The 24,760-nt window shown below is 55.3% G+C and carries 24 protein-coding genes; 23 read left to right on the top strand and 1 reads right to left on the bottom strand.

Annotated elements, in window-relative coordinates; all coding sequences use genetic code 11:
• Nucleotides 1–8 precede the first annotated feature (8 nt).
• Genes pxpB through nei form a run of 4 tightly spaced genes read left to right on the top strand, consistent with a single transcriptional unit; the run spans nt 9 to nt 3,128 of the window.
• Nucleotides 9–665 carry a 5-oxoprolinase subunit PxpB gene (gene pxpB / locus ACSVHP_RS15140; protein ID WP_447552314.1) on the top strand — a complete coding sequence of 219 codons (657 nt, stop codon included), beginning with the start codon at nt 9–11 and terminating at the stop codon, nt 663–665.
• Nucleotides 659–1,591 (top strand): 5-oxoprolinase subunit PxpC, encoded by a 933-nt coding sequence (gene pxpC, locus ACSVHP_RS15135; protein WP_417316564.1) that lies wholly within the window; start codon nt 659–661, stop codon nt 1,589–1,591. The genes pxpB and pxpC overlap by 7 nt, the downstream gene beginning before the upstream one ends.
• A complete protein-coding gene (gene pxpA / locus ACSVHP_RS15130; protein WP_447552313.1) occupies nt 1,578–2,315 on the top strand; it encodes a 5-oxoprolinase subunit PxpA in 738 nt (245 codons plus the stop codon). Before pxpC ends, pxpA begins: the two co-directional genes overlap by 14 nt.
• A 21-nt stretch (nt 2,316–2,336) precedes the next feature.
• Nucleotides 2,337–3,128, top strand: coding sequence for an endonuclease VIII (gene nei / locus ACSVHP_RS15125; protein ID WP_447552312.1), 792 nt, complete (start codon nt 2,337–2,339; stop codon nt 3,126–3,128).
• A 99-nt stretch (nt 3,129–3,227) separates the two neighbouring features.
• Here nei and ACSVHP_RS15120 read toward each other — a convergent pair whose 3' ends face one another.
• Nucleotides 3,228–4,511: a citrate synthase gene (locus ACSVHP_RS15120; RefSeq protein WP_234673497.1), complete on the bottom strand. Its 1,284-nt coding sequence runs from the start codon at nt 4,509–4,511 to the stop codon at nt 3,228–3,230.
• A gap of 638 nt (nt 4,512–5,149) precedes the next feature.
• Between ACSVHP_RS15120 and sdhC the strand changes: the two genes are divergently transcribed.
• The 19 genes from sdhC (at nt 5,150) to cpoB (ending at nt 24,544) form a co-directional block, all read left to right on the top strand.
• Nucleotides 5,150–5,554: a succinate dehydrogenase cytochrome b556 subunit gene (sdhC, locus tag ACSVHP_RS15115; RefSeq protein ID WP_234673511.1), complete on the top strand. Its 405-nt coding sequence runs from the start codon at nt 5,150–5,152 to the stop codon at nt 5,552–5,554.
• Nucleotides 5,548–5,895, top strand: coding sequence for a succinate dehydrogenase membrane anchor subunit (sdhD, locus tag ACSVHP_RS15110; protein WP_234673498.1), 348 nt, complete (start codon nt 5,548–5,550; stop codon nt 5,893–5,895). The genes sdhC and sdhD overlap by 7 nt, the downstream gene beginning before the upstream one ends.
• Nucleotides 5,895–7,661 carry a succinate dehydrogenase flavoprotein subunit gene (gene sdhA, locus ACSVHP_RS15105; protein ID WP_234673499.1) on the top strand — a complete coding sequence of 589 codons (1,767 nt, stop codon included), beginning with the start codon at nt 5,895–5,897 and terminating at the stop codon, nt 7,659–7,661. Before sdhD ends, sdhA begins: the two co-directional genes overlap by 1 nt.
• Before the next feature lie 15 nt (nt 7,662–7,676).
• On the top strand, nt 7,677–8,393 hold the full coding sequence (gene sdhB / locus ACSVHP_RS15100) for a succinate dehydrogenase iron-sulfur subunit SdhB (protein ID WP_014169170.1): 717 nt from the start codon (nt 7,677–7,679) through the stop codon (nt 8,391–8,393).
• Between the two features lie 268 nt (nt 8,394–8,661).
• Complete coding sequence (gene sucA / locus ACSVHP_RS15095; protein ID WP_417316561.1) at nt 8,662–11,469, top strand: 2-oxoglutarate dehydrogenase E1 component; 2,808 nt, start codon at nt 8,662–8,664, stop codon at nt 11,467–11,469.
• A 14-nt stretch (nt 11,470–11,483) separates the two neighbouring features.
• Complete coding sequence (gene odhB / locus ACSVHP_RS15090; RefSeq protein WP_417316560.1) at nt 11,484–12,713, top strand: 2-oxoglutarate dehydrogenase complex dihydrolipoyllysine-residue succinyltransferase; 1,230 nt, start codon at nt 11,484–11,486, stop codon at nt 12,711–12,713.
• 95 nt (nt 12,714–12,808) lie between these two features.
• The gene (gene sucC / locus ACSVHP_RS15085) at nt 12,809–13,975 is read left to right on the top strand and encodes an ADP-forming succinate--CoA ligase subunit beta (RefSeq protein WP_006809579.1); all 1,167 of its coding nucleotides are present in this window, start codon (nt 12,809–12,811) and stop codon (nt 13,973–13,975) included.
• Entirely contained in the window at nt 13,975–14,844 is an 870-nt protein-coding gene (gene sucD / locus ACSVHP_RS15080) for a succinate--CoA ligase subunit alpha (protein ID WP_234673502.1), read from the top strand. The genes sucC and sucD overlap by 1 nt, the downstream gene beginning before the upstream one ends.
• An 801-nt stretch (nt 14,845–15,645) precedes the next feature.
• The gene (gene cydA, locus ACSVHP_RS15075) at nt 15,646–17,214 is read left to right on the top strand and encodes a cytochrome ubiquinol oxidase subunit I (RefSeq protein ID WP_447552311.1); all 1,569 of its coding nucleotides are present in this window, start codon (nt 15,646–15,648) and stop codon (nt 17,212–17,214) included.
• A gap of 15 nt (nt 17,215–17,229) precedes the next feature.
• Nucleotides 17,230–18,369: a cytochrome d ubiquinol oxidase subunit II gene (gene cydB / locus ACSVHP_RS15070; protein WP_234673504.1), complete on the top strand. Its 1,140-nt coding sequence runs from the start codon at nt 17,230–17,232 to the stop codon at nt 18,367–18,369.
• Nucleotides 18,370–18,383: 14 nt separating this feature from the next.
• Complete coding sequence (gene cydX, locus ACSVHP_RS15065; protein WP_234673505.1) at nt 18,384–18,497, top strand: cytochrome bd-I oxidase subunit CydX; 114 nt, start codon at nt 18,384–18,386, stop codon at nt 18,495–18,497.
• A complete protein-coding gene (gene ybgE, locus ACSVHP_RS15060) occupies nt 18,497–18,787 on the top strand; it encodes a cyd operon protein YbgE (protein WP_234673506.1) in 291 nt (96 codons plus the stop codon). The genes cydX and ybgE overlap by 1 nt, the downstream gene beginning before the upstream one ends.
• 148 nt (nt 18,788–18,935) lie before the next feature.
• The gene (gene ybgC / locus ACSVHP_RS15055; RefSeq protein WP_447552309.1) at nt 18,936–19,340 is read left to right on the top strand and encodes a tol-pal system-associated acyl-CoA thioesterase; all 405 of its coding nucleotides are present in this window, start codon (nt 18,936–18,938) and stop codon (nt 19,338–19,340) included.
• On the top strand, nt 19,337–20,029 hold the full coding sequence (gene tolQ / locus ACSVHP_RS15050) for a Tol-Pal system protein TolQ (RefSeq protein ID WP_234673507.1): 693 nt from the start codon (nt 19,337–19,339) through the stop codon (nt 20,027–20,029). Before ybgC ends, tolQ begins: the two co-directional genes overlap by 4 nt.
• Nucleotides 20,030–20,032: 3 nt before the next feature.
• Nucleotides 20,033–20,461 carry a colicin uptake protein TolR gene (gene tolR / locus ACSVHP_RS15045; RefSeq protein WP_003858589.1) on the top strand — a complete coding sequence of 143 codons (429 nt, stop codon included), beginning with the start codon at nt 20,033–20,035 and terminating at the stop codon, nt 20,459–20,461.
• Nucleotides 20,462–20,502: 41 nt separating this feature from the next.
• Nucleotides 20,503–21,756, top strand: coding sequence for a cell envelope integrity protein TolA (tolA, locus tag ACSVHP_RS15040; protein ID WP_447552308.1), 1,254 nt, complete (start codon nt 20,503–20,505; stop codon nt 21,754–21,756).
• 134 nt (nt 21,757–21,890) lie between these two features.
• Nucleotides 21,891–23,183, top strand: coding sequence for a Tol-Pal system beta propeller repeat protein TolB (tolB, locus tag ACSVHP_RS15035; protein WP_234676467.1), 1,293 nt, complete (start codon nt 21,891–21,893; stop codon nt 23,181–23,183).
• A gap of 35 nt (nt 23,184–23,218) precedes the next feature.
• The gene (gene pal, locus ACSVHP_RS15030) at nt 23,219–23,740 is read left to right on the top strand and encodes a peptidoglycan-associated lipoprotein Pal (protein ID WP_003858578.1); all 522 of its coding nucleotides are present in this window, start codon (nt 23,219–23,221) and stop codon (nt 23,738–23,740) included.
• A gap of 9 nt (nt 23,741–23,749) precedes the next feature.
• Nucleotides 23,750–24,544, top strand: coding sequence for a cell division protein CpoB (gene cpoB, locus ACSVHP_RS15025; RefSeq protein WP_447552306.1), 795 nt, complete (start codon nt 23,750–23,752; stop codon nt 24,542–24,544).
• The last annotated feature ends 216 nt before the right edge of the window (nt 24,545–24,760 follow it).

The raw sequence follows: 24,760 nt of genomic DNA, 5'->3' as shown, positions 1-24,760 counted from the left end.
GTGCCTGAGTGCAGCGAGCGCGTTGTTATCTTCTGGGTGAAACGGCAGTGGTTCTGGAGCTGGAGCCGCCTGTCACCCTTGCCACACAAAAGCGGATCTGGCGGCTGACGCAGCGTCTGCCCGAAATACCGGAAGTGGTGGAGGCCATTCCGGGGATGAACAATATCACCGTGGTGCTGCGCAATCCGCACATGAAGGCGCTGGACGCCATCGAGCGGTTGCAGCGCTGGTGGGAAGAGAGCGACGCGCTGGAGCCGGAATCCCGCGCCATCGACATCCCGGTGGTGTACGGCGGGGAGGGCGGTCCGGATCTGTCCGTGGTCGCAGCGCACAGTGGATTGACGGAAAAACAGGTGGTCGAGCTTCACGCCTCGGTGAACTACGTGGTCTGGTTTGTCGGTTTCCAGCCGGGCTTCCCCTATCTCGGCGGGCTGCCTCCCGCGCTGCGCACGCCGCGACGTGCCGAGCCGCGCCTGAGCGTGCCTGCGGGTACGGTGGCGATCGGCGGGGAGCAGACCGGCATCTATCCGCTGGCCTCCCCCGGCGGCTGGCAGCTGATTGGCCACACGCCGGTGCCGCTGTTTGAGCCATCACACGCGTCGCCCATCCTGCTTCGTCCGGGCGACACGCTGCGCTTTATCCCGCAGAAGGAGGGGATATGTTAACGCTGATCCGCGCGGGGCTTTACACCTCGGTACAGGATGCAGGGCGCTTTGGCCTGCGCCAGTCGGGCGTGAGCTATTGCGGCGCGCTCGACAGGCCGTCGTTTGAAATTGCCAACCTGCTGGTGGGTAATCCCGCAAGCGCTGCGGCGCTGGAAATCACCCTTGGACAGTGCGTGGTGGAGTTTAGCGAAGAGACCTGGTTCGCCCTGACCGGCGCAGGCTGTGACGCGACGCTGGACGGCAAAGCGGTGTGGACCGGCTGGCGTTTGCGCGCCAGAGCGGGCCAGCAGCTGGTGCTTAACCGCCCGCGTCACGGGGTTCGCAGCTACCTTGCCGTTGCCGGGGGCATTGACGTGCCGGAGGTAATGGGCTCGTTCAGCACCGATGCTAAAGCCGCTATCGGCGGGCATGAAGGGCGGCTATTGCGCGACGGCGATCGGCTGGCGGTGAAGCCGTCTGACCGCCACTTCACCACCACGCAGGGGGTGAAACAGCTGCTGTGGGGCAACCGCATTCGCGCCCTGCCGGGGCCGGAATATCAGGAGTTCGACGCGGTATCGCAGGAGTCCTTCTGGCGTTCGCCCTGGTATCTTAGCCCGCAGAGTAACCGCATGGGCTATCGTCTCCAGGGACAGCCGTTAACGCGCACGACGGATCGCGAATTGTTGTCACACGGGCTGCTGCCGGGCGTGGTGCAGGTGCCGCCAAACGGGCAGCCGATTGTGCTGATGAACGACGCCCAGACCACGGGCGGCTATCCGCGTATCGCCTGTATTATCGATGCCGACAGGTATCATCTGGCGCAGATCCCGCTCGGACAGCCGATCCACTTCGTACAGTGCTCGCTGGAAGAGGCGCTCGACGCGCGTCAGGATCAGCAGCGCTTTTTACAGCAGATGGCGTGGCGACTCGATGGTAAAGATTGATTTAAACGCCGATCTGGGCGAGGGCGGAAGCGCAGATGCGGAGCTGATGACGCTTGTGTCGTCGGTGAATATCGCCTGCGGCTTTCACGCGGGCGATGCGCAGACCATGCTGACGAGCGTGCGCCACGCGATAAAAAATGGCGTCGCCATTGGCGCCCATCCGGGCTTCCCGGACCGGGAAAATTTCGGCCGCACGGCCATGAGGCTGCCGCCCGAAACGGTCTATGCCCAGACGCTTTATCAGATTGGCGCGCTGGAGGCGATTGTCCGCTCGCAGCAGGGCGTGCTGCGCCACGTCAAGCCCCACGGGATGCTCTACAACCAGGCGGCGAAAGAGCCTGCGCTGGCCGACGCGATTGCCCGGGCGGTGCGTGACGCGAATCCGCAACTGATCCTCACGGGTCTTGCGGGAAGCGAGCTGATCCGCGCCGGGCAGCGTTACGGGCTCATCACCCGGCAGGAGGTGTTTGCCGACCGGGGATATCAGCCGGACGGCACGCTGGTTCCGCGTCACCAGCCGGGCGCGCTGATTACCGACGAGGAGCAGGCGCTTGAACAGACGCTGGAGATGGTGCGCGACGGGCGGGTGAAAACCTGCGACGGGTCGCGGGTACAGGTACAGGCAGACACGGTTTGTTTACACGGTGATGGCGAGCACGCGCTGCTGTTTGCGCGTCGGCTCCGGGCGGCGTTTGCCGCGCAGGGGATCCTCGTCAGCGCCTGAATTTCACAATAAGGACACGATATGCCAGAAGGTCCGGAGATCCGCCGCGCGGCGGATAGCCTGGAGGCGGCGATAAAAGGCAAACCGTTGACGGAAGTCTGGTTTGCTTTCCCTCAGCTGAAACCGTTTGAAAGCGAGCTTGTCGGGCAGACGGTGACCCATATAGAAACCCGGGGCAAAGCGCTGCTGACCCACTTTTCCCATAACCTCACGTTATATAGCCATAACCAGCTTTACGGCGTCTGGCGGGTGGTGAATGCGGGGGAAGAGTTACAAACGTCCCGGATACTGCGCGTGAAATTGCAGACGGCGGATAAAGCTATCCTGCTGTACAGCGCGTCGGATATCGAAATGTTAACGCCGGAGCAGCTGCTCACTCACCCCTTCCTGCAACGGGTTGGCCCGGACGTGCTGGACATGGGACTGACGGCGAGCGACGTTAAAGAACGTCTGCTGTCGCCCAAGTTCCGCAACCGGCAGTTCTCCGGACTGCTGCTCGACCAGGCGTTTCTCGCCGGGCTGGGGAACTACCTGCGGGTGGAAATCCTCTGGGCGGTGGGGCTGGCACCTCAGCACAAGGCGTCGCAGCTCAGCGATGAACAGCTGGAGGCGCTGTCCCACGCGCTGCTGGATATTCCCCGGCTGTCGTACAACACGCGCGGCAGGGTAGATGAGAACAAGCATCACGGGGCGCTGTTCCGCTTTAAGGTGTTTCATCGGGCGGGGAAGAAGTGCGAGCGGTGCGGCGGGATTATTGACAGAACAACGCTCTCGTCGAGGCCGTTTTACTGGTGTCCGCACTGCCAGAAATAAAAAGAAAACGGTAACCCTGAGGTTACCGTTTTTAATGTGTTCACACTCTCCCTGTGGGAGAGGGCCGGGGTGAGGGCATCAGGCCGCACCCAGTGTCTTTCAGCGCTTAATATCGTTCTTGAAATCACGCTGCTCGTAGCCGGTGTACAGCTGACGAGGACGGGCGATTTTCATGCCTTCGCTGTGCATTTCGTTCCAGTGCGCAATCCAGCCGACGGTACGCGCCATCGCGAAGATCACGGTGAACATGGAAGACGGAATACCCATCGCTTTCAGAATGATACCGGAGTAGAAGTCCACGTTCGGGTAGAGTTTCTTCTCGATGAAGTACGGGTCGTTCAGCGCGATGTGTTCCAGCTCCATCGCCACTTCCAGCAGATCGTCTTTGGTGCCCAGCTCTTTCAGCACTTCGTGGCAGGTTTCACGCATCACGGTCGCGCGCGGGTCATAGTTTTTGTAAACACGGTGACCGAAGCCCATCAGACGGAAGGAGTCATTCTTGTCTTTCGCGCGGCGCACGAACTCAGGAATGTGCTCGACGGAGCTGATCTCTTCCAGCATTTTCAGGGCTGCTTCGTTCGCGCCGCCGTGCGCCGGTCCCCACAGGGAGGCGATGCCCGCAGCGATACAGGCGAACGGGTTCGCGCCTGACGAGCCAGCGGTACGGACGGTAGAGGTAGAGGCGTTCTGTTCGTGGTCAGCGTGCAGGATCAGAATACGGTCCATTGCGCGTTCCAGCACCGGGTTCACTTCGTACTCTTCGCATGGGGTAGAGAACATCATGCGCAGGAAGTTGCCCGCGTAGGAGAGGTCGTTGCGTGGATAAACGAACGGCTGACCGATGGAATATTTGTAGCACATCGCCGCCATGGTTGGCATTTTGGACAGCAGGCGGAAGGCCGCAATGTCACGGTGGCGAGGGTTATTCACGTCCAGGGAGTCGTGGTAGAACGCGGCCAGGGCGCCGGTAATACCGCACATGACCGCCATCGGATGTGAATCACGACGGAACGCATGGAACAGACGGGTGATCTGCTCATGAATCATGGTGTGACGGGTCACGGTGGTTTTGAATTCATCGTACTCTGCTTGAGTCGGCTTTTCGCCGTTCAGCAGGATGTAGCACACTTCCAGATAGTTGGATTCGGTGGCTAACTGATCGATGGGGAAGCCGCGATGGAGCAGGATACCTTCGTCACCGTCAATGTAGGTGATTTTGGATTCGCAAGATGCGGTAGAGGTGAATCCAGGGTCAAAGGTGAAAACCCCTTTGGAACCCAGCGTACGGATATCAATAACATCCTGACCGAGCGTGCCTTTTAGCACATCCAGTTCAATAGCATCACCACCGTTGAGGGTGAGTTTTGCCTTTGTATCAGCCATTTACGGTCTCCTTAGCGCCTTATGCTTAAGACTGCGCTTACCGGATTTGCTTTCAGCTGTTAATCACCGTTACCAGATTGTTATTTGGCTTACCGCTCAGCTCACGAGGAGAAACCAGGGTACAGAGCTATGGCGCCTTGCAGGTAAACGAATGAAAAATCAGTGAAACAACAGCAAATCAGTGTCTTTGCAGTCCGAATTATTCAAACCTGTATATCACTAATAACTGTCCTGATAACTTCGGTCAATACCGTCACACTGTTACATAACTATTTGTCAGGTGAAAGAGAGACCTCATAACTTTTGCGCATTATATGCCTTTTCTGCTGACGTTTGTAACAATATTGTTTAACATTTGTCAAATCAGATGATTAAAAATTAAAAATATGTTGTTATCGTGACCCTGATCACTGTTCCAGAGAAAACCCGACAAACTGTATGTAGGTTAATTGTAATGATTTTGTGAACGGCCTATACTGCCGCCAGGTCTCCGGAACACCCTGCAATCCCGAGCCACCCAGCGTTGTAACGTGTCGTTTTAGCATTTGGAAGCAATGTTTTGCATGACGCGCAGTTATAGAAATGGAACGCTGCTTGACCCGCATCGCAGTCCGGAGGAAGGAAACAATAAGAACAGCATGTGGGCGTTATTCATGATAAGAAATGTGAAAAAACAAAGACCTGTCAATCTGGATCTCAAAACGATCCGATTCCCCGTAACAGCAATAGCGTCCATTTTGCACCGCGTTTCTGGTGTGATTACGTTCGTGGCAGTGGGTATTCTGCTGTGGTTACTGGGAACCAGCCTCTCCTCTCCTGAAGGATTCCTTCAGGCCTCTGCCATTATGAACAGCTTCTTCGTGAAATTTATCATGTGGGGCATTCTGACCGCGCTGGCATATCACGTTGTAGGTGGTGTTCGCCATATGCTGATGGACTTTGGCTATCTGGAAGAAACCTTCGAATCCGGGAAACGCTCCGCTAACATTTCATTTGTTATCACTGTCGTGCTTTCACTTCTCGCAGGAGTTCTCGTATGGTAAGCAACGCCTCCGCATTAGGACGCAACGGCGTACATGACTTCATTCTGGTCCGTGCCACCGCTATCGTTCTCACCCTTTATATCATCTACATGATCGGTTTCTTCGCCACCAGCGGACCGCTGACGTGGGAAATCTGGAGTGGGTTCTTCGGATCTGCCTTCACCAAAGTCTTCACCCTGCTGGCGCTGTTCTCCATCCTTATTCATGCCTGGATTGGCATGTGGCAGGTGTTGACCGATTACGTTAAACCACTGGCTATCCGCCTTCCTCTGCAACTGATTATCGTCGTTGCGCTCGTGGTTTACGTTATTTATGGATTCGTTGTGGTGTGGGGTGTGTAATGAAACTGCCAGTCAGAGAATTTGATGCTGTTGTGATTGGTGCGGGTGGCGCAGGTATGCGCGCCGCACTGCAAATTTCCCAGAGCGGCCAGACCTGTGCGCTGCTCTCTAAAGTCTTCCCGACCCGTTCTCATACCGTATCCGCGCAGGGCGGTATCACCGTTGCGCTGGGCAATTCCCATGAAGATAACTGGGAATGGCACATGTATGACACGGTAAAAGGCTCCGACTACATCGGTGACCAGGACGCTATCGAATATATGTGTAAAACCGGCCCGGAAGCGATTCTGGAGCTGGACCATATGGGCCTGCCGTTCTCCCGTCTGGAAAACGGCACCATCTATCAACGTCCGTTTGGCGGCCAGTCGAAGAACTTCGGCGGCGAGCAGGCTGCACGTACTGCGGCAGCGGCTGACCGTACCGGCCACGCGCTGCTGCACACCCTGTATCAGCAAAACCTGAAAAACCACACCACTATCTTCTCCGAATGGTATGCGCTGGATCTGGTGAAAAATGCCGATGGCGCTGTCGTAGGGTGTACCGCGCTGTGCATCGAAACCGGTGAAGTGGTCTACTTCAAAGCCCGTGCAACCGTGCTGGCAACCGGCGGTGCAGGCCGTATTTACCAGTCCACCACCAACGCCCACATCAACACCGGTGACGGTGTCGGTATGGCTATCCGCGCGGGCGTGCCGGTGCAGGATATGGAGATGTGGCAGTTCCACCCAACCGGTATCGCCGGCGCGGGCGTGCTGGTTACAGAGGGCTGCCGTGGTGAAGGCGGCTACCTGCTGAACAAACACGGTGAGCGCTTCATGGAGCGTTATGCCCCGAATGCGAAAGACCTGGCGGGTCGTGACGTGGTGGCGCGTTCCATCATGATCGAAATCCGTGAAGGTCGCGGCTGTGACGGCCCGTGGGGTCCACACGCCAAGCTGAAGCTTGACCATCTGGGTAAAGAGGTTCTGGAATCCCGTCTGCCGGGCATCCTGGAGCTATCCCGTACCTTCGCCCACGTTGACCCGGTGAAAGAGCCGATTCCGGTTATCCCAACCTGTCACTACATGATGGGCGGTATTCCGACCAAAGTGACCGGCCAGGCGCTGACCGTGAACGAGCAGGGTGAAGACGTGGTGATCCCGGGCCTGTTCGCGGTAGGCGAAATCGCCTGCGTATCGGTACACGGTGCGAACCGTCTGGGCGGCAACTCGCTGCTGGACCTGGTGGTGTTTGGTCGCGCGGTGGGCCTGCATCTGCAAGAGTCTATTGCCGAGCAGGGCGATCTGCTTGATGCCACCGACGACGAAATCGACGCTTCCCTTGAGCGCCTCAACCGCTGGAACGGCAACCGTAACGGCGAAGATCCGGTAGAAATCCGTAAAGCGCTTCAGGAATGTATGCAGCACAACTTCTCGGTGTTCCGCGAAGGTGACGCGATGGCGAAAGGGCTTGAGCAGCTGAAGGCGATCCGCGAGCGTCTGAAAAATGCCCGTCTGGACGATACCTCCAGCGAGTTCAACACCCAGCGCGTCGAGTGTCTGGAGCTGGATAACCTGATGGAAACCGCCTTCGCCACCGCGATGTCGGCAAACTTCCGTACCGAGAGCCGTGGCGCGCATAGCCGCTTCGACTTCCCGGATCGCGATGACGAAAACTGGCTGTGCCACTCCCTGTATCTGCCAGAGTCGGAATCCATGACGCGTCGTAGCGTCAATATGGAACCGAAACTGCGTCCGGCGTTCCCGCCGAAGATTCGTACTTACTAATGCGGAGACAGGATAATGAAACTCGAATTCTCAGTTTATCGTTATAACCCGGATGTAGACGATGCTCCGCGTATGCAGGATTACACGCTGGAAGCAGAAGAAGGCCGTGACATGATGCTGCTGGATGCGTTAATCCAGCTGAAAGAAAAAGATCCGACCCTGTCGTTCCGCCGCTCCTGCCGTGAAGGGGTCTGTGGCTCGGATGGCGTCAACATGAACGGTAAAAATGGTCTGGCCTGCATCACGCCAATTTCGGCGTTGCAGCGAGCGGGTCAGAAAATTGTTATCCGTCCACTGCCTGGGCTGCCGGTCGTTCGCGATTTGGTGGTAGACATGGGGCAATTCTATGCACAATATGAGAAGATTAAGCCTTACTTATTGAATAATGGGCAAAATCCACCCGCTCGCGAGCATTTACAGTCGCCTGAGCAGCGTGAAAAACTCGACGGTCTTTACGAGTGTATTCTCTGCGCATGTTGTTCTACGTCCTGCCCGTCGTTCTGGTGGAACCCGGACAAATTTATCGGCCCGGCCGGTCTGCTGGCTGCCTATCGCTTCCTGATCGATAGCCGCGACACCGAAACCGATAGCCGTCTGGAAGGACTGAGTGACGCTTTCAGCGTATTCCGCTGCCATAGCATCATGAACTGCGTCAGTGTGTGTCCGAAGGGGCTGAACCCAACGCGCGCCATCGGCCATATTAAGTCGATGCTGTTGCAGCGCAGTGCGTAAGTAGTGAGAGGGGAGCGGTGTTCCCCTCACCCTAACCCTCTCCCACAGGGAGAGGGAACAGATTGCAGGAAATCTTTAAAAACTGCCGACGACCTTCCCCCTCTCCCCGTGGGAGAGGGTCGGGGTGAGGGGGAAACCCTTAAGACAGTTTCTAAAGGTTCCTTCGCGGGCCAGAAAGAGCTCGCAGGTGAACCCCGGCACGTACACGCGTGGTGTGCGTGGTAGTTTCTACGGCGAAAGTAAGCATAAAAATGCTTAAGGGATCACGATGCAGAACGGCGCAATGAAAGCCTGGCTGGACTCTTCTTACCTCTCTGGTGCCAACCAGAGCTGGATAGAACAGCTCTATGAAGACTTCTTAACCGATCCTGACTCAGTGGACGCAAACTGGCGTTCCATGTTCCAGCAGTTGCCTGGTACAGGGGTCAAACCGGATCAATTCCATTCCAAAACACGTGATTATTTCCGTCGTCTGGCGAAGGATGCCTCACGTTACTCTTCTGCGATTTCCGACCCTGATACCAATGCGAAGCAGGTTAAAGTCCTGCAACTTATCAACGCTTATCGCTTCCGTGGTCACCAGCATGCGAATCTCGATCCGCTGGGACTGTGGCAGCAAGACCGTGTGGCGGATCTCGATCCGGCGTATCACGATCTGACCGAGGCCGATTTCCAGGAAAGCTTTAACGTAGGTTCTTTTGCTATCGGCAAAGACACGATGAAGCTGGGCGAGCTGATTGATGCGCTCAAACAGACCTACTGCGGCTCCATCGGCGCGGAATATATGCACATTACCTCCACCGAAGAGAAACGCTGGATCCAGCAGCGTATCGAATCCGTGGCGGGCCACGCTAATTTCTCTACCGAAGAGAAAAAACGCTTCCTGAGTGAACTGACCGCCGCAGAGGGCCTTGAGCGCTATCTGGGTGCGAAATTCCCTGGCGCAAAACGCTTCTCGCTGGAAGGCGGTGATGCATTAGTGCCAATGCTCAAAGAGCTGATTCGCCATGCGGGAAACAGCGGCACGCGCGAAGTGGTACTGGGCATGGCGCACCGTGGTCGTCTGAACGTGCTGGTCAACGTGCTGGGTAAAAAACCGCAGGACCTGTTCGACGAATTCGCGGGCAAACATAAAGAACACCTCGGCACCGGTGACGTGAAGTACCACATGGGCTTCTCGTCTGATATCGAAACCGACGGCGGCCTGGTTCACCTGGCGCTGGCGTTCAACCCGTCGCACCTGGAGATCGTCAGCCCGGTGGTTATCGGTTCCGTGCGCGCCCGTCTGGATCGTCTGGACGAGCCAAGCAGCAACAAGGTACTGCCAATCACCATTCACGGCGATGCGGCGATTACCGGACAGGGCGTGGTTCAGGAAACCCTGAACATGTCGAAAGCGCGTGGTTACGAAGTGGGCGGTACCGTTCGCATCGTGATCAACAACCAGGTGGGCTTCACCACCTCTAACCCGCTGGACGCGCGTTCTACCCCGTACTGCACCGACATCGGTAAAATGGTTCAGGCGCCTATCTTCCACGTCAACGCGGATGACCCGGAAGCCGTGGCTTTCGTTACCCGTCTGGCGCTGGACTTCCGTAATACCTTCAAGCGCGACGTGCTGATCGACCTGTTCTGCTACCGCCGTCACGGCCACAACGAAGCCGACGAGCCAAGCGCAACCCAGCCGTTGATGTACCAGAAAATCAAAAAACACCCAACGCCACGCAAAATCTACGCGGACAAGCTGGAAGCGGACAAAGTCACCACGCTGGAAGATGCGACCGAAATGGTCAACCTCTACCGTGATGCGCTGGATGCGGGTGAATGCGTCGTGAAAGAACTGCGCCCGATGAACATGCATTCGTTCACCTGGTCGCCGTACCTCAACCACGAGTGGGATGAGAGCTACCCGAACAAGGTCGAAATGAAGCGCTTGCAGGAGCTGGCTAAACGCATCAGCACCGTGCCGGACGCTATCGAAATGCAGTCCCGCGTAGCGAAAATTTACGCTGACCGTCAGTCCATGGCAGCAGGCGAGAAGCTGTTCGACTGGGGCGGCGCGGAAACCCTGGCATACGCCACGCTGGTTGACGAAGGCATTCCTGTACGTCTGTCCGGTGAAGACGCGGGCCGTGGCACCTTCTTCCACCGTCACGCCGTGGTTCACAACCAGTCCAACGGTTCTACCTACACGCCACTCCAGCACGTGCATAACGGTCAGGGCCAGTTCAAGGTCTGGGATTCCGTGCTGTCTGAAGAGGCGGTACTGGCATTTGAATACGGCTACGCCACCGCAGAACCGCGCACCCTGACCATCTGGGAAGCGCAGTTCGGTGACTTCGCCAACGGTGCGCAGGTGGTGATCGACCAGTTCATCTCCTCCGGCGAGCAGAAGTGGGGCCGTATGTGTGGCCTGGTCATGCTGCTGCCGCACGGTTACGAAGGGCAGGGGCCGGAGCACTCCTCCGCGCGTCTGGAGCGTTATCTGCAACTCTGCGCCGAGCAGAACATGCAGGTGTGCGTGCCGTCTACCCCGGCTCAGGTTTACCACATGCTGCGTCGTCAGGCGCTGCGCGGAATGCGCCGTCCGCTGGTGGTGATGTCACCGAAGTCGCTGCTGCGTCATCCGCTGGCGGTGTCCAGCCTGGACGAACTGGCTAACGGCACCTTCCTGCCGGCTATCGGCGAGGTGGACGAGCTTGATCCGAAAGGGGTTAAGCGTGTCGTCATGTGTTCTGGTAAGGTTTATTACGACCTGCTGGAACAGCGCCGCAAGAACGATCAGAAAGATGTCGCCATCGTGCGTATCGAGCAGCTTTATCCATTCCCGCATCAGGCGATGCAGGACGTGCTGAAACAGTACGCTCACGTACATGATTTTGTCTGGTGCCAGGAAGAGCCGCTCAACCAGGGCGCATGGTATTGCAGCCAGCATCATTTCCGTGAAGTGATTCCATTTGGGTCTGCTCTGCGTTACGCAGGTCGCCCGGCCTCCGCCTCTCCGGCGGTAGGGTATATGTCCGTTCACCAGAAGCAGCAACAAGATCTGGTCAATGACGCGCTGAACGTCGATTAATTAAAGGATACAAAATGAGTAGCGTAGATATTCTTGTTCCCGACCTGCCTGAATCCGTAGCAGACGCCACCGTCGCCACCTGGCATAAAAAACCGGGCGATAGCGTTAAACGTGATGAAGTGCTGGTAGAAATCGAAACTGACAAAGTGGTACTGGAAGTACCGGCATCGGCGGATGGTGTTCTGGATGCGGTGCTGGAAGATGAAGGCACCACCGTAACCTCTCGTCAGATCCTGGGTCGCCTGCGTGAAGGCAACAGCGCGGGCAAAGAGTCCAGCGCCAAATCTGAAGAGAAAGCGTCTACCCCTGCACAGCGTCAGCAGGCTTCTCTGGAAGAGCAGAGCAACGACGCGCTCAGCCCGGCGATCCGTCGCCTGCTGGCCGAGCACAGCCTCGACCCGGCTGCCATTAAAGGCACCGGCGTGGGTGGCCGTCTGACTCGCGAAGACATCGACAAGCATCTGGCGAAAGGGCCTTCTGAAGCGAAAGCAGAAGCCAAAGCCCCTGCGGCAGCCGCTGCACAGCCTGCGCCAGCGCTGGGCGCACGTAGCGAAAAACGCGTGCCAATGACCCGCCTGCGCAAGCGCGTGGCCGAGCGTCTGCTGGAAGCGAAAAACTCCACCGCGATGCTGACCACCTTCAACGAAGTCAACATGAAGCCAATCATGGATCTGCGTAAGCAGTACGGTGACGCGTTCGAAAAACGTCACGGTATCCGTCTGGGCTTTATGTCCTTCTACGTGAAGGCAGTGGTTGAAGCGCTGAAACGCTACCCGGAAGTGAACGCGTCTATCGATGGCGATGACGTGGTTTACCACAACTACTTCGATGTGAGCATGGCGGTTTCTACCCCACGCGGTCTGGTGACCCCGGTTCTGCGTGACGTTGATACCCTGGGCATGGCTGACATTGAGAAAAAGATCAAAGAGCTGGCCGTTAAGGGCCGCGACGGCAAACTGACCGTTGACGACCTGACCGGCGGTAACTTCACCATTACCAACGGCGGCGTGTTCGGTTCCCTGATGTCTACCCCGATCATCAACCCACCGCAGAGTGCGATCCTGGGTATGCACGCCATTAAAGATCGTCCGATGGCGGTCGACGGTAAAGTGGAGATCCTGCCAATGATGTACCTGGCGCTCTCTTACGATCATCGTCTGATCGACGGACGCGAGTCCGTGGGCTTCCTGGTTGCCATTAAAGAGCTGCTGGAAGATCCAACGCGTCTGCTGCTGGACGTGTAGTAGTTTTTTAGCATCACCTGCCCTGTAGGCCGGACGCGCGTAGCGCTGGCCTACAGGTTTGAAATAACGATTACCCTGAAGGATGGATAGAACACATGAACTTACATGAATATCAGGCCAAACAGCTGTTTGCCCGGTATGGCTTACCGGCTCCGGTGGGTTATGCCTGTACTACCCCACGTGAAGCAGAAGAAGCCGCATCAAAAATCGGCTCCGGCCCTTGGGTAGTTAAGTGTCAGGTTCACGCTGGTGGCCGTGGTAAAGCGGGCGGTGTGAAGGTTGTTAAGAGCAAAGAAGAGATCCGTGCGTTCGCTGAACATTGGCTCGGCAAACGTCTGGTGACCTACCAGACGGACGCGAACGGCCAGCCGGTTAACCAGATCCTGGTTGAAGCCGCGACCGATATCGCAAAAGAATTGTACCTCGGGGCGGTTGTCGATCGCAGCTCCCGTCGCGTGGTGTTCATGGCGTCTACCGAAGGCGGCGTGGAAATCGAAAAAGTGGCGGAAGAGACGCCGCACCTGATCCATAAAGTCGCTATCGATCCGCTGGCAGGCCCAATGCCTTACCAGGGTCGCGAGCTGGCGTTCAAACTGGGTCTGGAAGGCAAGCTGGTTCAGCAGTTCACCAAGATCTTCATGGGCCTGGCGACCATCTTCCTGGAGCGCGATCTGGCGCTGATCGAAATCAACCCGCTGGTGATCACCACCCAGGGCGACCTGATCTGCCTCGACGGCAAGCTGGGCGCTGACGGTAACGCGCTGTTCCGCCAGCCGGATCTGCGCGAAATGCGCGACCAGTCTCAGGAAGATCCGCGTGAAGCGCAGGCGGCACAGTGGGAACTGAACTACGTGGCGCTGGATGGCAACATCGGCTGCATGGTTAACGGTGCGGGCCTGGCAATGGGCACCATGGACATCGTTAAGCTGCACGGCGGTGAGCCTGCAAACTTCCTCGACGTTGGCGGTGGCGCAACCAAAGAGCGCGTAACCGAAGCGTTCAAAATCATCCTCTCTGATGACAACGTGAAAGCCGTTCTGGTTAATATCTTCGGCGGTATCGTGCGCTGCGACCTGATCGCTGACGGTATCATCGGTGCGGTAGAAGAAGTGGGTGTTAACGTTCCGGTGGTTGTACGTCTGGAAGGTAACAACGCTGAACTCGGCGCGAAAAAACTGGCTGACAGCGGCCTGAATATTATTGCAGCGAAAAGTCTGACGGATGCAGCTCAGCAGGTTGTTGCCGCAGTGGAGGGGAAATAATGTCCGTTTTAATTAATAAAGATACCAAGGTTATCTGCCAGGGCTTCACCGGTAGCCAGGGTTCATTCCACTCCGAACAGGCGATCGCCTACGGCACGCAGATGGTTGGCGGCGTAACGCCAGGCAAAGGCGGCACCACGCACCTGGGCCTGCCGGTGTTCAACACCGTGCGTGAAGCAGTAGAAGCGACGGGCGCCACCGCGACCGTTATCTACGTTCCGGCTCCGTTCTGTAAAGACTCCATTCTCGAAGCGATCGACGCGGGCATTAAGCTCATCATCACCATCACCGAAGGTATCCCGACGCTGGATATGCTGACCGTGAAGGTGAAGCTGGACGAAGCGGGCGTGCGCATGATTGGCCCGAACTGCCCAGGCGTTATCACCCCGGGCGAATGCAAAATCGGCATCATGCCTGGCCACATTCACAAGCCGGGTAAAGTGGGCATCGTTTCCCGCTCCGGTACGCTGACCTATGAAGCGGTTAAGCAGACCACCGACTACGGCTTCGGCCAGTCTACCTGTGTCGGTATCGGCGGTGACCCGATTCCGGGCTCTAACTTCATCGATATCCTGAAGCTGTTCCAGGAAGATCCACAGACCGAAGCGATCGTGATGATCGGCGAGATCGGCGGTAGCGCGGAAGAAGAAGCGGCTGCGTATATCAAAGATCACGTCACCAAGCCGGTTGTGGGGTACATCGCGGGCGTAACTGCGCCAAAAGGCAAACGTATGGGCCACGCGGGCGCCATCATTGCCGGGGGTAAAGGCACGGCGGATGAGAAATTCGCCGCGCTGGAAGCCGCAGGCGTGAAAACCGTGCGTAGCCTGGCCGACATCGGCGAAGCGCTCCAGTCCATCATTAAGTAAGTCCTCTCTGCTCCCGGGAACGGGAGCCTGAAATAAAAAAATGTCCGTTTCGACATGGTTGGCCGCTGAAAAGCGGCCTTTTTTATTGGAGGTTTTATGAACCCCGTTTTCTGCTGGCTGAAAAATGTGCAAACAAAACGGACATAGGGCAGGCAAAAAAAATCTCTTTACGAAATGGTCACAATGAGGTGTTAATTTACAGCGGGTTAAAAGTAAATTAATTGTTATTTGTTTTTCCGCGTGAAGGAGAAATGGAAAGTGGCAGCGGAACGGCTAAAATGAGAAGTTTGTCACCGTCAAAAATAGATATTCGCTTTCGTTAATTAAAATCACCTCTATTTATATTATTTCCGCCTTTTGATAACCATTCATAGCCTGCTGTACACATATCATTAACAAGGTCTTTACCGTGTTCACTCAATATAAACACGGTTAACAAAAGAAAGTTATTTTGATTTAAATCAATGTTTAATATTTGGAAAAAGGCTCCAAAAGAGGCTAAATTGTGCCAGATCAAACTGGCCTAAAAATGGTAAATTCGCTATATATTGATCACCGTCGAAAAACGTAAAAGTGATTCAATAAAAACCTGTTTATTGTAAGGGTTTTGCGGCGTAATATATTTGCGGGATCAATTTGGGTTTTATTAACGTATTCGCAACCTTTCATCACTGCTTTTTCTTCCCGATGAGAATAAGCAACGAAGAAGGGGAGTGGATAAATTTGTATTGGGGCATGTGTGTGAATCCTTGCTAACGGGGTTCACTCTCGGAGTCTTCATGCGATGAGCAAGGAGTCATAATGTTAGATGTAGTCGAACTGTCGCGCTTACAGTTTGCCTTGACCGCGATGTACCACTTCCTGTTTGTGCCACTGACGCTCGGTATGGCGTTCCTGCTGGCCATCATGGAAACGGTCTACGTCCTCTCCGGCAAACAGATTTATAAAGATATGACCAAGTTCTGGGGCAAGTTGTTTGGTATCAACTTTGCGCTGGGCGTGGCAACCGGTCTGACCATGGAGTTCCAGTTCGGGACTAACTGGTCTTACTATTCCCACTACGTTGGGGATATCTTCGGTGCGCCGCTGGCCATTGAAGGTCTGATGGCCTTCTTCCTCGAATCCACCTTTGTAGGTCTGTTCTTCTTTGGTTGGGACCGTCTGGGTAAAGTCCAGCATATGGCGGTAACCTGGCTGGTGGCGCTTGGCTCCAACCTGTCCGCTCTGTGGATCCTGGTGGCCAACGGCTGGATGCAGAACCCAATCGCATCTGATTTTAACTTTGAAACCATGCGTATGGAGATGGTCAGCTTCGCCGAGCTGGTCCTGAACCCGGTCGCACAGGTTAAATTCGTTCACACCGTGGCATCCGGCTACGTTTGTGGCGCGATGTTTATCCTCGGTATCAGCTCCTACTACATGCTGCGCGGTCGCGACTTTGCCTTTGCGAAGCGTTCTTTCGCTATCGCAGCAAGCTTCGGTATGGCCGCTATCCTGTCCGTTATTGTTCTGGGTGATGAATCTGGTTACGAAATGGGCGACGTGCAAAAAACCAAACTGGCAGCAATTGAAGCTGAATGGGAAACCCAACCGGCACCGGCTGCGTTTACTCTGTTTGGTATTCCGAATCAGGATGCACAGGAAAACCGTTTCGCGATTCAAATTCCTTACGCGCTGGGCATCATCGCGACGCGTTCCGTCGACAAACAGGTTACTGGCCTGAAAGATCTGATGGTGCAGCATGAAGAGCGTATCCGTAACGGTATGAAAGCGTACGCGCTGCTTGAGCAACTGCGTGCCGGTTCTACTGACCAGGGCGTTCGCGATCAATTTAACGACGTGAAGAAAGACCTGGGTTACGGCCTGCTACTGAAACGCTATACCCAGAATGTCTCTGACGCGACTGAAGCACAGATTCAGATGGCGACCAAAGACTCTATTCCGCGCGTTGCACCGCTGTACTTCGCGTTCCGTATCATGGTGGGCTGCGGCATCCTGATGCTGCTGATCATTGCGGCCTCCTTCTGGTCCGTGATTCGTAACCGCATCGGTGAGAAAAAATGGCTGCTGCGCACCGCGCTGTACGGTATTCCACTGCCGTGGATCGCTATCGAATCCGGCTGGTTTGTGGCGGAATATGGCCGTCAGCCGTGGGCGATTGGTGAGGTGCTGCCAACGGCAGTCGCTAACTCCTCTCTGACGGCGGGCGATCTGATCTTCTCCATGCTGCTGATTTGTGGTCTGTACACCCTGTTCCTGGTGGCTGAACTGTTCCTGATGTTCAAGTTCGCGCGCCTTGGCCCAAGCAGCCTGAAAACCGGTCGCTATCACTACGAGCAGTCCACTGCGACTACTCAGCCGGCACGCTAAGACAGGAGTCATCAAATGATCGATTATGAAGTATTGCGTTTTATCTGGTGGCTGCTGATCGGTGTTCTGCTGATTGGTTTTGCGGTCACCGACGGTTTCGACATGGGGGTGGGGATGCTCACCCGCTTCCTCGGTCGCAGCGACACCGAGCGTCGAATTATGATCAACTCCATCGCCCCGCACTGGGACGGTAACCAGGTGTGGCTGATCACCGCAGGCGGCGCGCTGTTCGCTGCCTGGCCGATGGTCTACGCGGCTGCGTTCTCTGGCTTCTACGTGGCGATGATTCTGGTACTGGCGTCTTTATTCTTCCGTCCGGTGGGCTTCGACTACCGTTCCAAGATTGAAGACACCCGCTGGCGCAACATGTGGGACTGGGGCATCTTCATCGGTAGCTTCGTTCCACCGCTGGTGATTGGCGTGGCGTTCGGTAACCTGCTTCAGGGCGTACCGTTTAACGTCGATGAGTACATGCGTCTTTACTACACCGGTAACTTCTTCCAGCTGCTGAATCCGTTTGGCCTGCTGGCAGGCGTGGTGAGCGTGGCGATGATCATTACTCAGGGCGCAACCTACCTGCAAATGCGTACCGTGGGCGAACTGCACCTGCGTTCCCGCGCGACGGCACAGGTTGCTGCGCTGGTGACCCTGGTCTGCTTCGCACTGGCTGGCGTGTGGGTGGTATACGGTATTGATGGTTATGTGGTGACGTCTGCGATTAACCATGCTGCGCCGTCTAACCCGCTGACCAAAGAAGTGGCGCGTCAGGCAGGTGCATGGCTGGTGAACTTCAATAACATGCCTGCGCTGTGGGCTATCCCGGCTCTGGGCGTGCTGCTGCCGCTGCTGACCGTGCTGACCTCTCGTCTGGAAAAAGGCGCACTGGCGTTCGTGTTCTCTTCACTGACGCTGGCCTGCATCATCCTGACGGCAGGTATTGCCATGTTCCCATTCGTGATGCCGTCCAGCACCATGCTGAACGCTAGCCTGACCATGTGGGATGCAACGTCCAGCCATATGACGCTGAACCTGATGACATATGTGGCCTGCGTGTTCGTACCGATTGTTCTGGCCTACACCATCTGGTGTTACTGGAAAATGTTCGGTCGTATCACGAAAGAGCATATCGAAAGCAACACCCACTCTATGTACTAAGTAAGGAGCTGAATATGTGGTATTTCGCATGGATTTTAGGGACGCTTCTTGCCTGTGCATTTGGTGTCATTACCGCCCTGGCGCTTGAGCACGTTGAAGCGACCAAAGCCGGTGACGAAAAGCACTGATGAATATCATTGCGACACTTTATGGTGTCATGGATAAGCGCCCGTTACGGGCGCTTTCTCTCATCATGGCACTCTTGCTGGCAGGCTGTATCTTCTGGGACCCGTCGCGCTTTGCGGCGAAGACCAGCGAGCTTGAGATCTGGCACGGTTTTCTGATCATGTGGGCCGTGTGTGCTGGCGTTATTCACGGTGTCGGCTTTCGTCCGAAAGCCCTTCACTGGCAAGGCATTTTCTGCCCGCTGATCGCCGATCTCGTTTTGCTTGCCGGGCTGATTTTCTTCTTCTCCTGAATAAGAAATGTCCGTTAACGATATGGGCTTACTGTAGCCCATAAAAATTTACCCTCCGTTTACTTTCCCCCATTCCAAACCACCTTTGCCGCGCGTATAGTAGCGAAGTTTAAAAGCTCTAACTTTTGTTGCATTACCGGGATGTAAAGTGAATACAACGCTGTTTCGATGGCCGGTACGTGTCTACTATGAAGATACCGATGCCGGTGGGGTGGTCTACCACGCCAGCTACGTTGCTTTTTATGAACGGGCACGCACAGAGATGCTGCGACATCATCACTTTAGCCAGCAGGTGTTGTTGGCTGAGCGAGTTGCCTTCGTGGTACGCAAGATGACGCTTGAGTATTTTGCGCCTGCCAGACTCGACGATATGCTCGAAGTCCAAACAGAAATAACATCAATGCGCGGAACCTCACTGGTTTTCACGCAGCGGATCCTCAATGCAGAGAACACGGTACTGAACGAAGCTGAAGTCCTGATTGTCTGTATTGATCCACTCATCATGAAGCCTCGTGCGCTTCCTAAGTCTATTGTCGCGGAGTTTAAGCAGTGACTGACATGAATATCCTTGATTTGTTCCTGAAGGCTAGCCTTCTGGTTAAACTTATCATGTTGATTTTGATTGGTTTTTCAATCGCATCCTGGGCCATCATCATCCAGAGAACGCGTATCCTCAATGCCGCTGGCCGCGAAGCCGAAGCGTTTGAAGACAAGTTCTGGTCTGGCATCGAACTTTCCCGTCTGTACCAGGAAAGCCAGGGGCGTCGTGATAACCTTACAGGCTCCGAACAAATTTTCTATAGCGGTTTCAAAGAGTTTGCCCGCCTTCATCGCGCAAATAATCATGCGCCGGAAGCGGTGGTGGAAGGGGCGTCGCGTGCGATGCGTATCTCCATGAATCGTGAACTTGAAACGCTCGAAACCCATATTCCTTTCCTCGGCACCGTCGGTTCTATCAGCCCGTATATCGGTCTGTTCGGTACGGTATGGGGGATTATGCACGCCTTTATCGCCCTGGGCGCGGTGAAGCAGGCAACGCTGCAAATGGTTGCTCCGGGTATCGCAGAAGCGCTGATCGCAACCGCTATCGGTCTGTTCGCGGCTATTCCTGCGGTAATGGCGTACAACCGTCTGAACCAGCGCGTGAACAAACTGGAGCTGAACTACGACAACTTTATGGAAGAGTTCACCGCGATTCTGCACCGTCAGGCGTTTACCAGCACCGAGAGTAACAAGGGGTAAACCATGGCCAGATCGCGTGGACGAGGTCGTCGCGAACTCAAGTCCGAAATCAATATCGTTCCGCTGCTCGACGTGCTGTTGGTGCTGCTGCTGATCTTTATGGCAACGGCGCCGATCATCACCCAGAGCGTGGAAGTTGATCTACCGGATGCGACAGAATCACAGGCGGTTAGCACCAATGACGATCCTCCGGTCATCATTGAGGTTTCCGGCGTAGGGCAGTACAGCGTAGTGGTAGAGAAAGATCGTATGGACCAGCTGCCGCCAGAGCAGGTGATTGCCGAAGCGCAGCGCCGCCTGGAGTCAAATCCGAAAACGGTCTTCCTGATCGGTGGGGCAAAAGATGTACCCTACGATGAAATTATTAAAGCGCTGAACTTGCTACATAGCGCGGGCGTTAAGTCTGTTGGCTTAATGACGCAGCCTATTTGATCACCTGCTAGCAGTGGGATACGAGTTTTTGGGAACCGATAGTGTCAAAGGCAACCGAACAAAACGATAAGCTTAAGCGAGCGATAATTATCTCCGCAGTGCTGCACGTGATTCTTTTTGCGGCACTGATCTGGAGTTCGTTCGACGAGCATATAGATGCATCAGCTGGCGGCGGTGGGGGATCCTCCATCGACGCGGTTATGGTGGATCCTGGTGCGGTCGTGCAGAACTATAATCGTCAGCAACAGCAGCAGGCGAGTGCAAAACGTGCTGAAGAGCAGCGTGAAAAACAGGCGCAACAGCAGGCTGAGGAGCTGCGTGAAAAGCAGGCCGCAGAGCAGGAGCGTCTGAAGCAGCTCGAAAAAGAACGTTTACAGGCGCAGGAAGCGGCAAAAGAGCAGGCGGAGCAGCAGAAGCAGGCTGAGGCCGCAGCGAAGAAAGCTCAGGAACAGCAGAAACAGGCTGAAGAAGCCGCAGCAAAAGCGGCTGCCGACGCGAAAGCGCAGGCAGATGCTCAGGCCAAATTAGCCGCAGAGGCTGCCAAGAAAGCCGCTGCCGATGCTGCGAAGAAAGCGGAAGCGGAAGCCGCGAAGAAAGCGGCTGCCGATGCTCAGAAGAAAGCTGAAGCCGAAGCTGCGAAGAAAGCCGCTGCGGATGCTCAGAAAAAAGCGGAAGCAGACGCTGCCAAAAAAGCCGCCCAGGAAGCAGAGAAAAAAGCGGCTGCCGAGGCTGCGAAGAAAGCTGCCGCAGCTGAAAAAGCGGCCGCAGAAAAAGCCGCCGCCGCAGAGAAGGCCGCTGCCGATAAGAAAGCCGCCGCTGAAAAAGCCGCTGCTGACAAAAAAGCCGCCGCCGATAAAGCTGCCGCTAAAAAGGCTGCTGCCGCTGAAAAAGCGGCCGCTGCGGCAGGTGTTGATGACCTGTTAGGCGATCTCAGCTCAGGTAAGAATGCGCCGAAATCCGGCGGTGGAGCGAAAGGAAACAACGCAGCGCCGTCAGGAAGTGGTAACACTAAGAGTAACGGTGCTTCTGGCGCTGAAATCAACGGCTATGCCGCGCAGATTAAATCCGCTATCGAAAGCCGATTCTATGATGCGTCCTCCTACACCGGTAAAACGTGTACGTTGCGTATAAAACTGGCGCCGGACGGTATGCTGCTTGATATTCAGTCTGAAGGTGGCGATCCCGCTTTATGTACTGCGGCCCTGGCTGCGGCACGTCAGGCGAAGATGCCAAAACCGCCTTCGCAGGCAGTCTACGAAGTCTTTAAAAATGCACCGCTGGACTTCAAACCTTAATTTACATTTTCCCCGTGCAAACGGGGAAAAATAGACCAGGTTTAGTCACAGGGTTCATGTAGTTTTGTCTATTTGGGTTTGTTAACATTCTGCTAAATTATCGTGGGTAAGGTTACCCAGATAAGGGAGATATGATGAAGCAGGCATTACGTGTAGCATTTAGTTTTTTAATGCTGTGGGCAGCTGTTCTGCACGCAGAAGTACGTATCGAGATCACCCAGGGGGTGGACTCGGCACGCCCAATCGGTGTTGTTCCGTTCCAGTGGGCTGGCCCTGGCGCCGCGCCTGAAGATATTGGCGGCATCGTGGCGGCTGACCTGCGTAACAGCGGGAAATTCAACCCGTTAGATCGCTCTCGTCTGCCACAGCAGCCGGGCAGCGCGCAGGAGGTTCAACCTGCTGCATGGTCTGCGCTGGGTATCGATGCTGTCGTAGTCGGGCAGGTAACCCCTAACCCGGACGGCGGCTATACCGTAGCCTATCAGCTGGTTGATACCGGCGGTGCGCCGGGTACCGTTCTGGCTCAGAACTCTTACAAAGTGAACAAGCAATGGCTGCGTTACGCGGGCCACACTGCAAGTGACGAAGTGTTTGAGAAGCTGACCGGTATCAAAGGTGCGTTCCGTACCCGTATCGCCTACGTGGTGCAGACTAACGGCGGTCAGTTCCCTTACGAACTGCGCGTGTCTGATTATGATGGCTACAACCAGTTCACCGTTCACCGTTCACCGCAGCCGCTGATGTCTCCGGCATGGTCGCCAGACGGTTCTAAGCTGGCCTACGTGACCTTCGAAAGCGGCCGTTCTGCGCTGGTTATCCAGACGCTGTCTAACGGTGCGGTTCGCCAGGTGGCGTCGTTCCCACGTCACAACGGTGCGCCTGCGTTCTCTCCTGACGGGACTAAACTGGCCTTTGCACTGTCGAAAACCGGTAGCCTGAACCTGTACATCATGGACATCGGTTCCGGTCAGATCCGCCAGATCACCGATGGTCGCAGCAACAACACCGAACCAACCTGGTTCCCGGACAGCCAGAACCTGGCCTTTACCTCTGACCAGGCCGGTCGTCCGCAGGTGTATAAAATGAACATTAACGGCGGCGCGCCGCAGCGTATTACCTGGGAAGGTTCTCAGAACCAGGATGCTGACGTAAGCGCAGACGGTAAAACAATGGTAATGGTCAGTTCTGCGGGTGGTCAGCAGCACATTGCCAAACAGGATCTGGTAACGGGTGGCGTACAAGTTCTGTCGTCAACGTTCCTGGATGAAACGCCAAGTCTGGCACCTAACGGCACTATGGTAATCTACAGCTCTTCTCAGGGGATGGGATCTGTGCTGAATCTGGTTTCTACAGATGGGCGTTTCAAAGCGCGTATTCCGGCAACTGATGGACAGGTAAAATCACCTGCCTGGTCGCCGTATCTGTAAATAATAATTAATTGATTACTAAAGGAATCATAGAAATGCAACTGAACAAAGTGCTGAAGGGGCTGATGATCGCTCTGCCTGTAATGGCAATCGCGGCGTGTTCTTCTAACAAGAATGCAAGCAATGACCAGAGCGGCGAAGGCATGATGGGTGCCGGCACCGGTATGGACGCTAACGGCAACGGCAACATGTCCTCTGAAGAGCAAGCGCGTCTTCAGATGCAGCAGCTGCAACAGAACAACATCGTTTACTTCGATCTGGATAAATACGACATCCGTTCTGATTTCGCTGCGATGCTGGATGCTCACGCTAACTTCCTGCGTAGCAACCCGTCTTACAAAGTCACCGTAGAAGGTCACGCGGACGAACGTGGTACTCCAGAGTACAACATCTCCCTGGGTGAGCGTCGTGCTAACGCCGTTAAGATGTACCTGCAAGGTAAAGGCGTTTCTGCTGACCAGATCTCCATCGTTTCTTACGGTAAAGAAAAACCAGCAGTACTGGGTCATGACGAAGCGGCTTACTCCAAAAACCGTCGTGCCGTACTGGTTTACTAAGAGAATTGCATGAGCAGTAACTTCAGACATCATCTGTTGAGTCTGTCGTTACTGGTTGGAATAGCGGCCCCCTGGGCCGCTTTTGCTCAGGCACCAATCAGTAGTGTCGGCTCAGGCTCGGTAGAAGACCGGGTCACTCAACTTGAGCGTATTTCTAATGCTCACAGCCAGCTTTTAACCCAGCTCCAGCAGCAACTTTCCGACAACCAAAACGATATTGACTCCCTGCGCGGTCAGATTCAGGAAAGTCAGTATCAGCTTAACCAGGTTGTGGAACGTCAGAAGCAGATCCTGCTGCAAATGGATAGCCTTAGCAGCGGTGGTGCAGCGGCACAGCCAGCGGCAGGCGATCAGAGCGGTACGGCGACAGCAACACCGGCGCCGGCAGCAGATGCTTCGGCCTCGACAGGTGCGCCTGTACAGAGCGGTGACGCGAATACGGACTACAACGCTGCCATTGCCCTGGTGCAGGATAAATCTCGTCAGGACGACGCTATCGTTGCGTTTCAGAACTTCGTGAAGAAGTACCCTGATTCCACTTACCAGCCAAACGCGAATTACTGGCTCGGTCAGTTGAATTACAACAAGGGTAAAAAGGATGATGCGGCGTTTTATTTTGCCTCTGTGGTGAAAAATTACCCAAAATCACCGAAAGCACCTGACGCGATGTTTAAAGTGGGCGTGATCATGCAGGACAAAGGTGATACCGCCAAAGCGAAAGCTGTGTATCAGCAGGTTGTCGCGAAATTCCCGGGCACTGAAGGTGCCAAACAGGCGCAAAAACGTCTGAGTTCGATGGGATGATTATCGCATGACCAGAAATCGCGTTATTTCTGGTCGTGCAGCATGATTCCTAAGCAGTTAAGCGCGCGTTATCGAAATACTTGTTGCGCTGAATTCTTAAATCAGTAATATATGCCGCCGTTGCCACGGGATATCAAACAACGTGAAAGCAGCGCAAAAGTGGGTCGTTAGCTCAGTTGGTAGAGCAGTTGACTTTTAATCAATTGGTCGCAGGTT

This window comes from Enterobacter sp. 186315 (assembly GCF_053290175.1).
The sequence above is the reverse complement of the archived record's forward strand: the minus strand, read 5'-3'. Positions and strand labels throughout refer to the sequence as shown.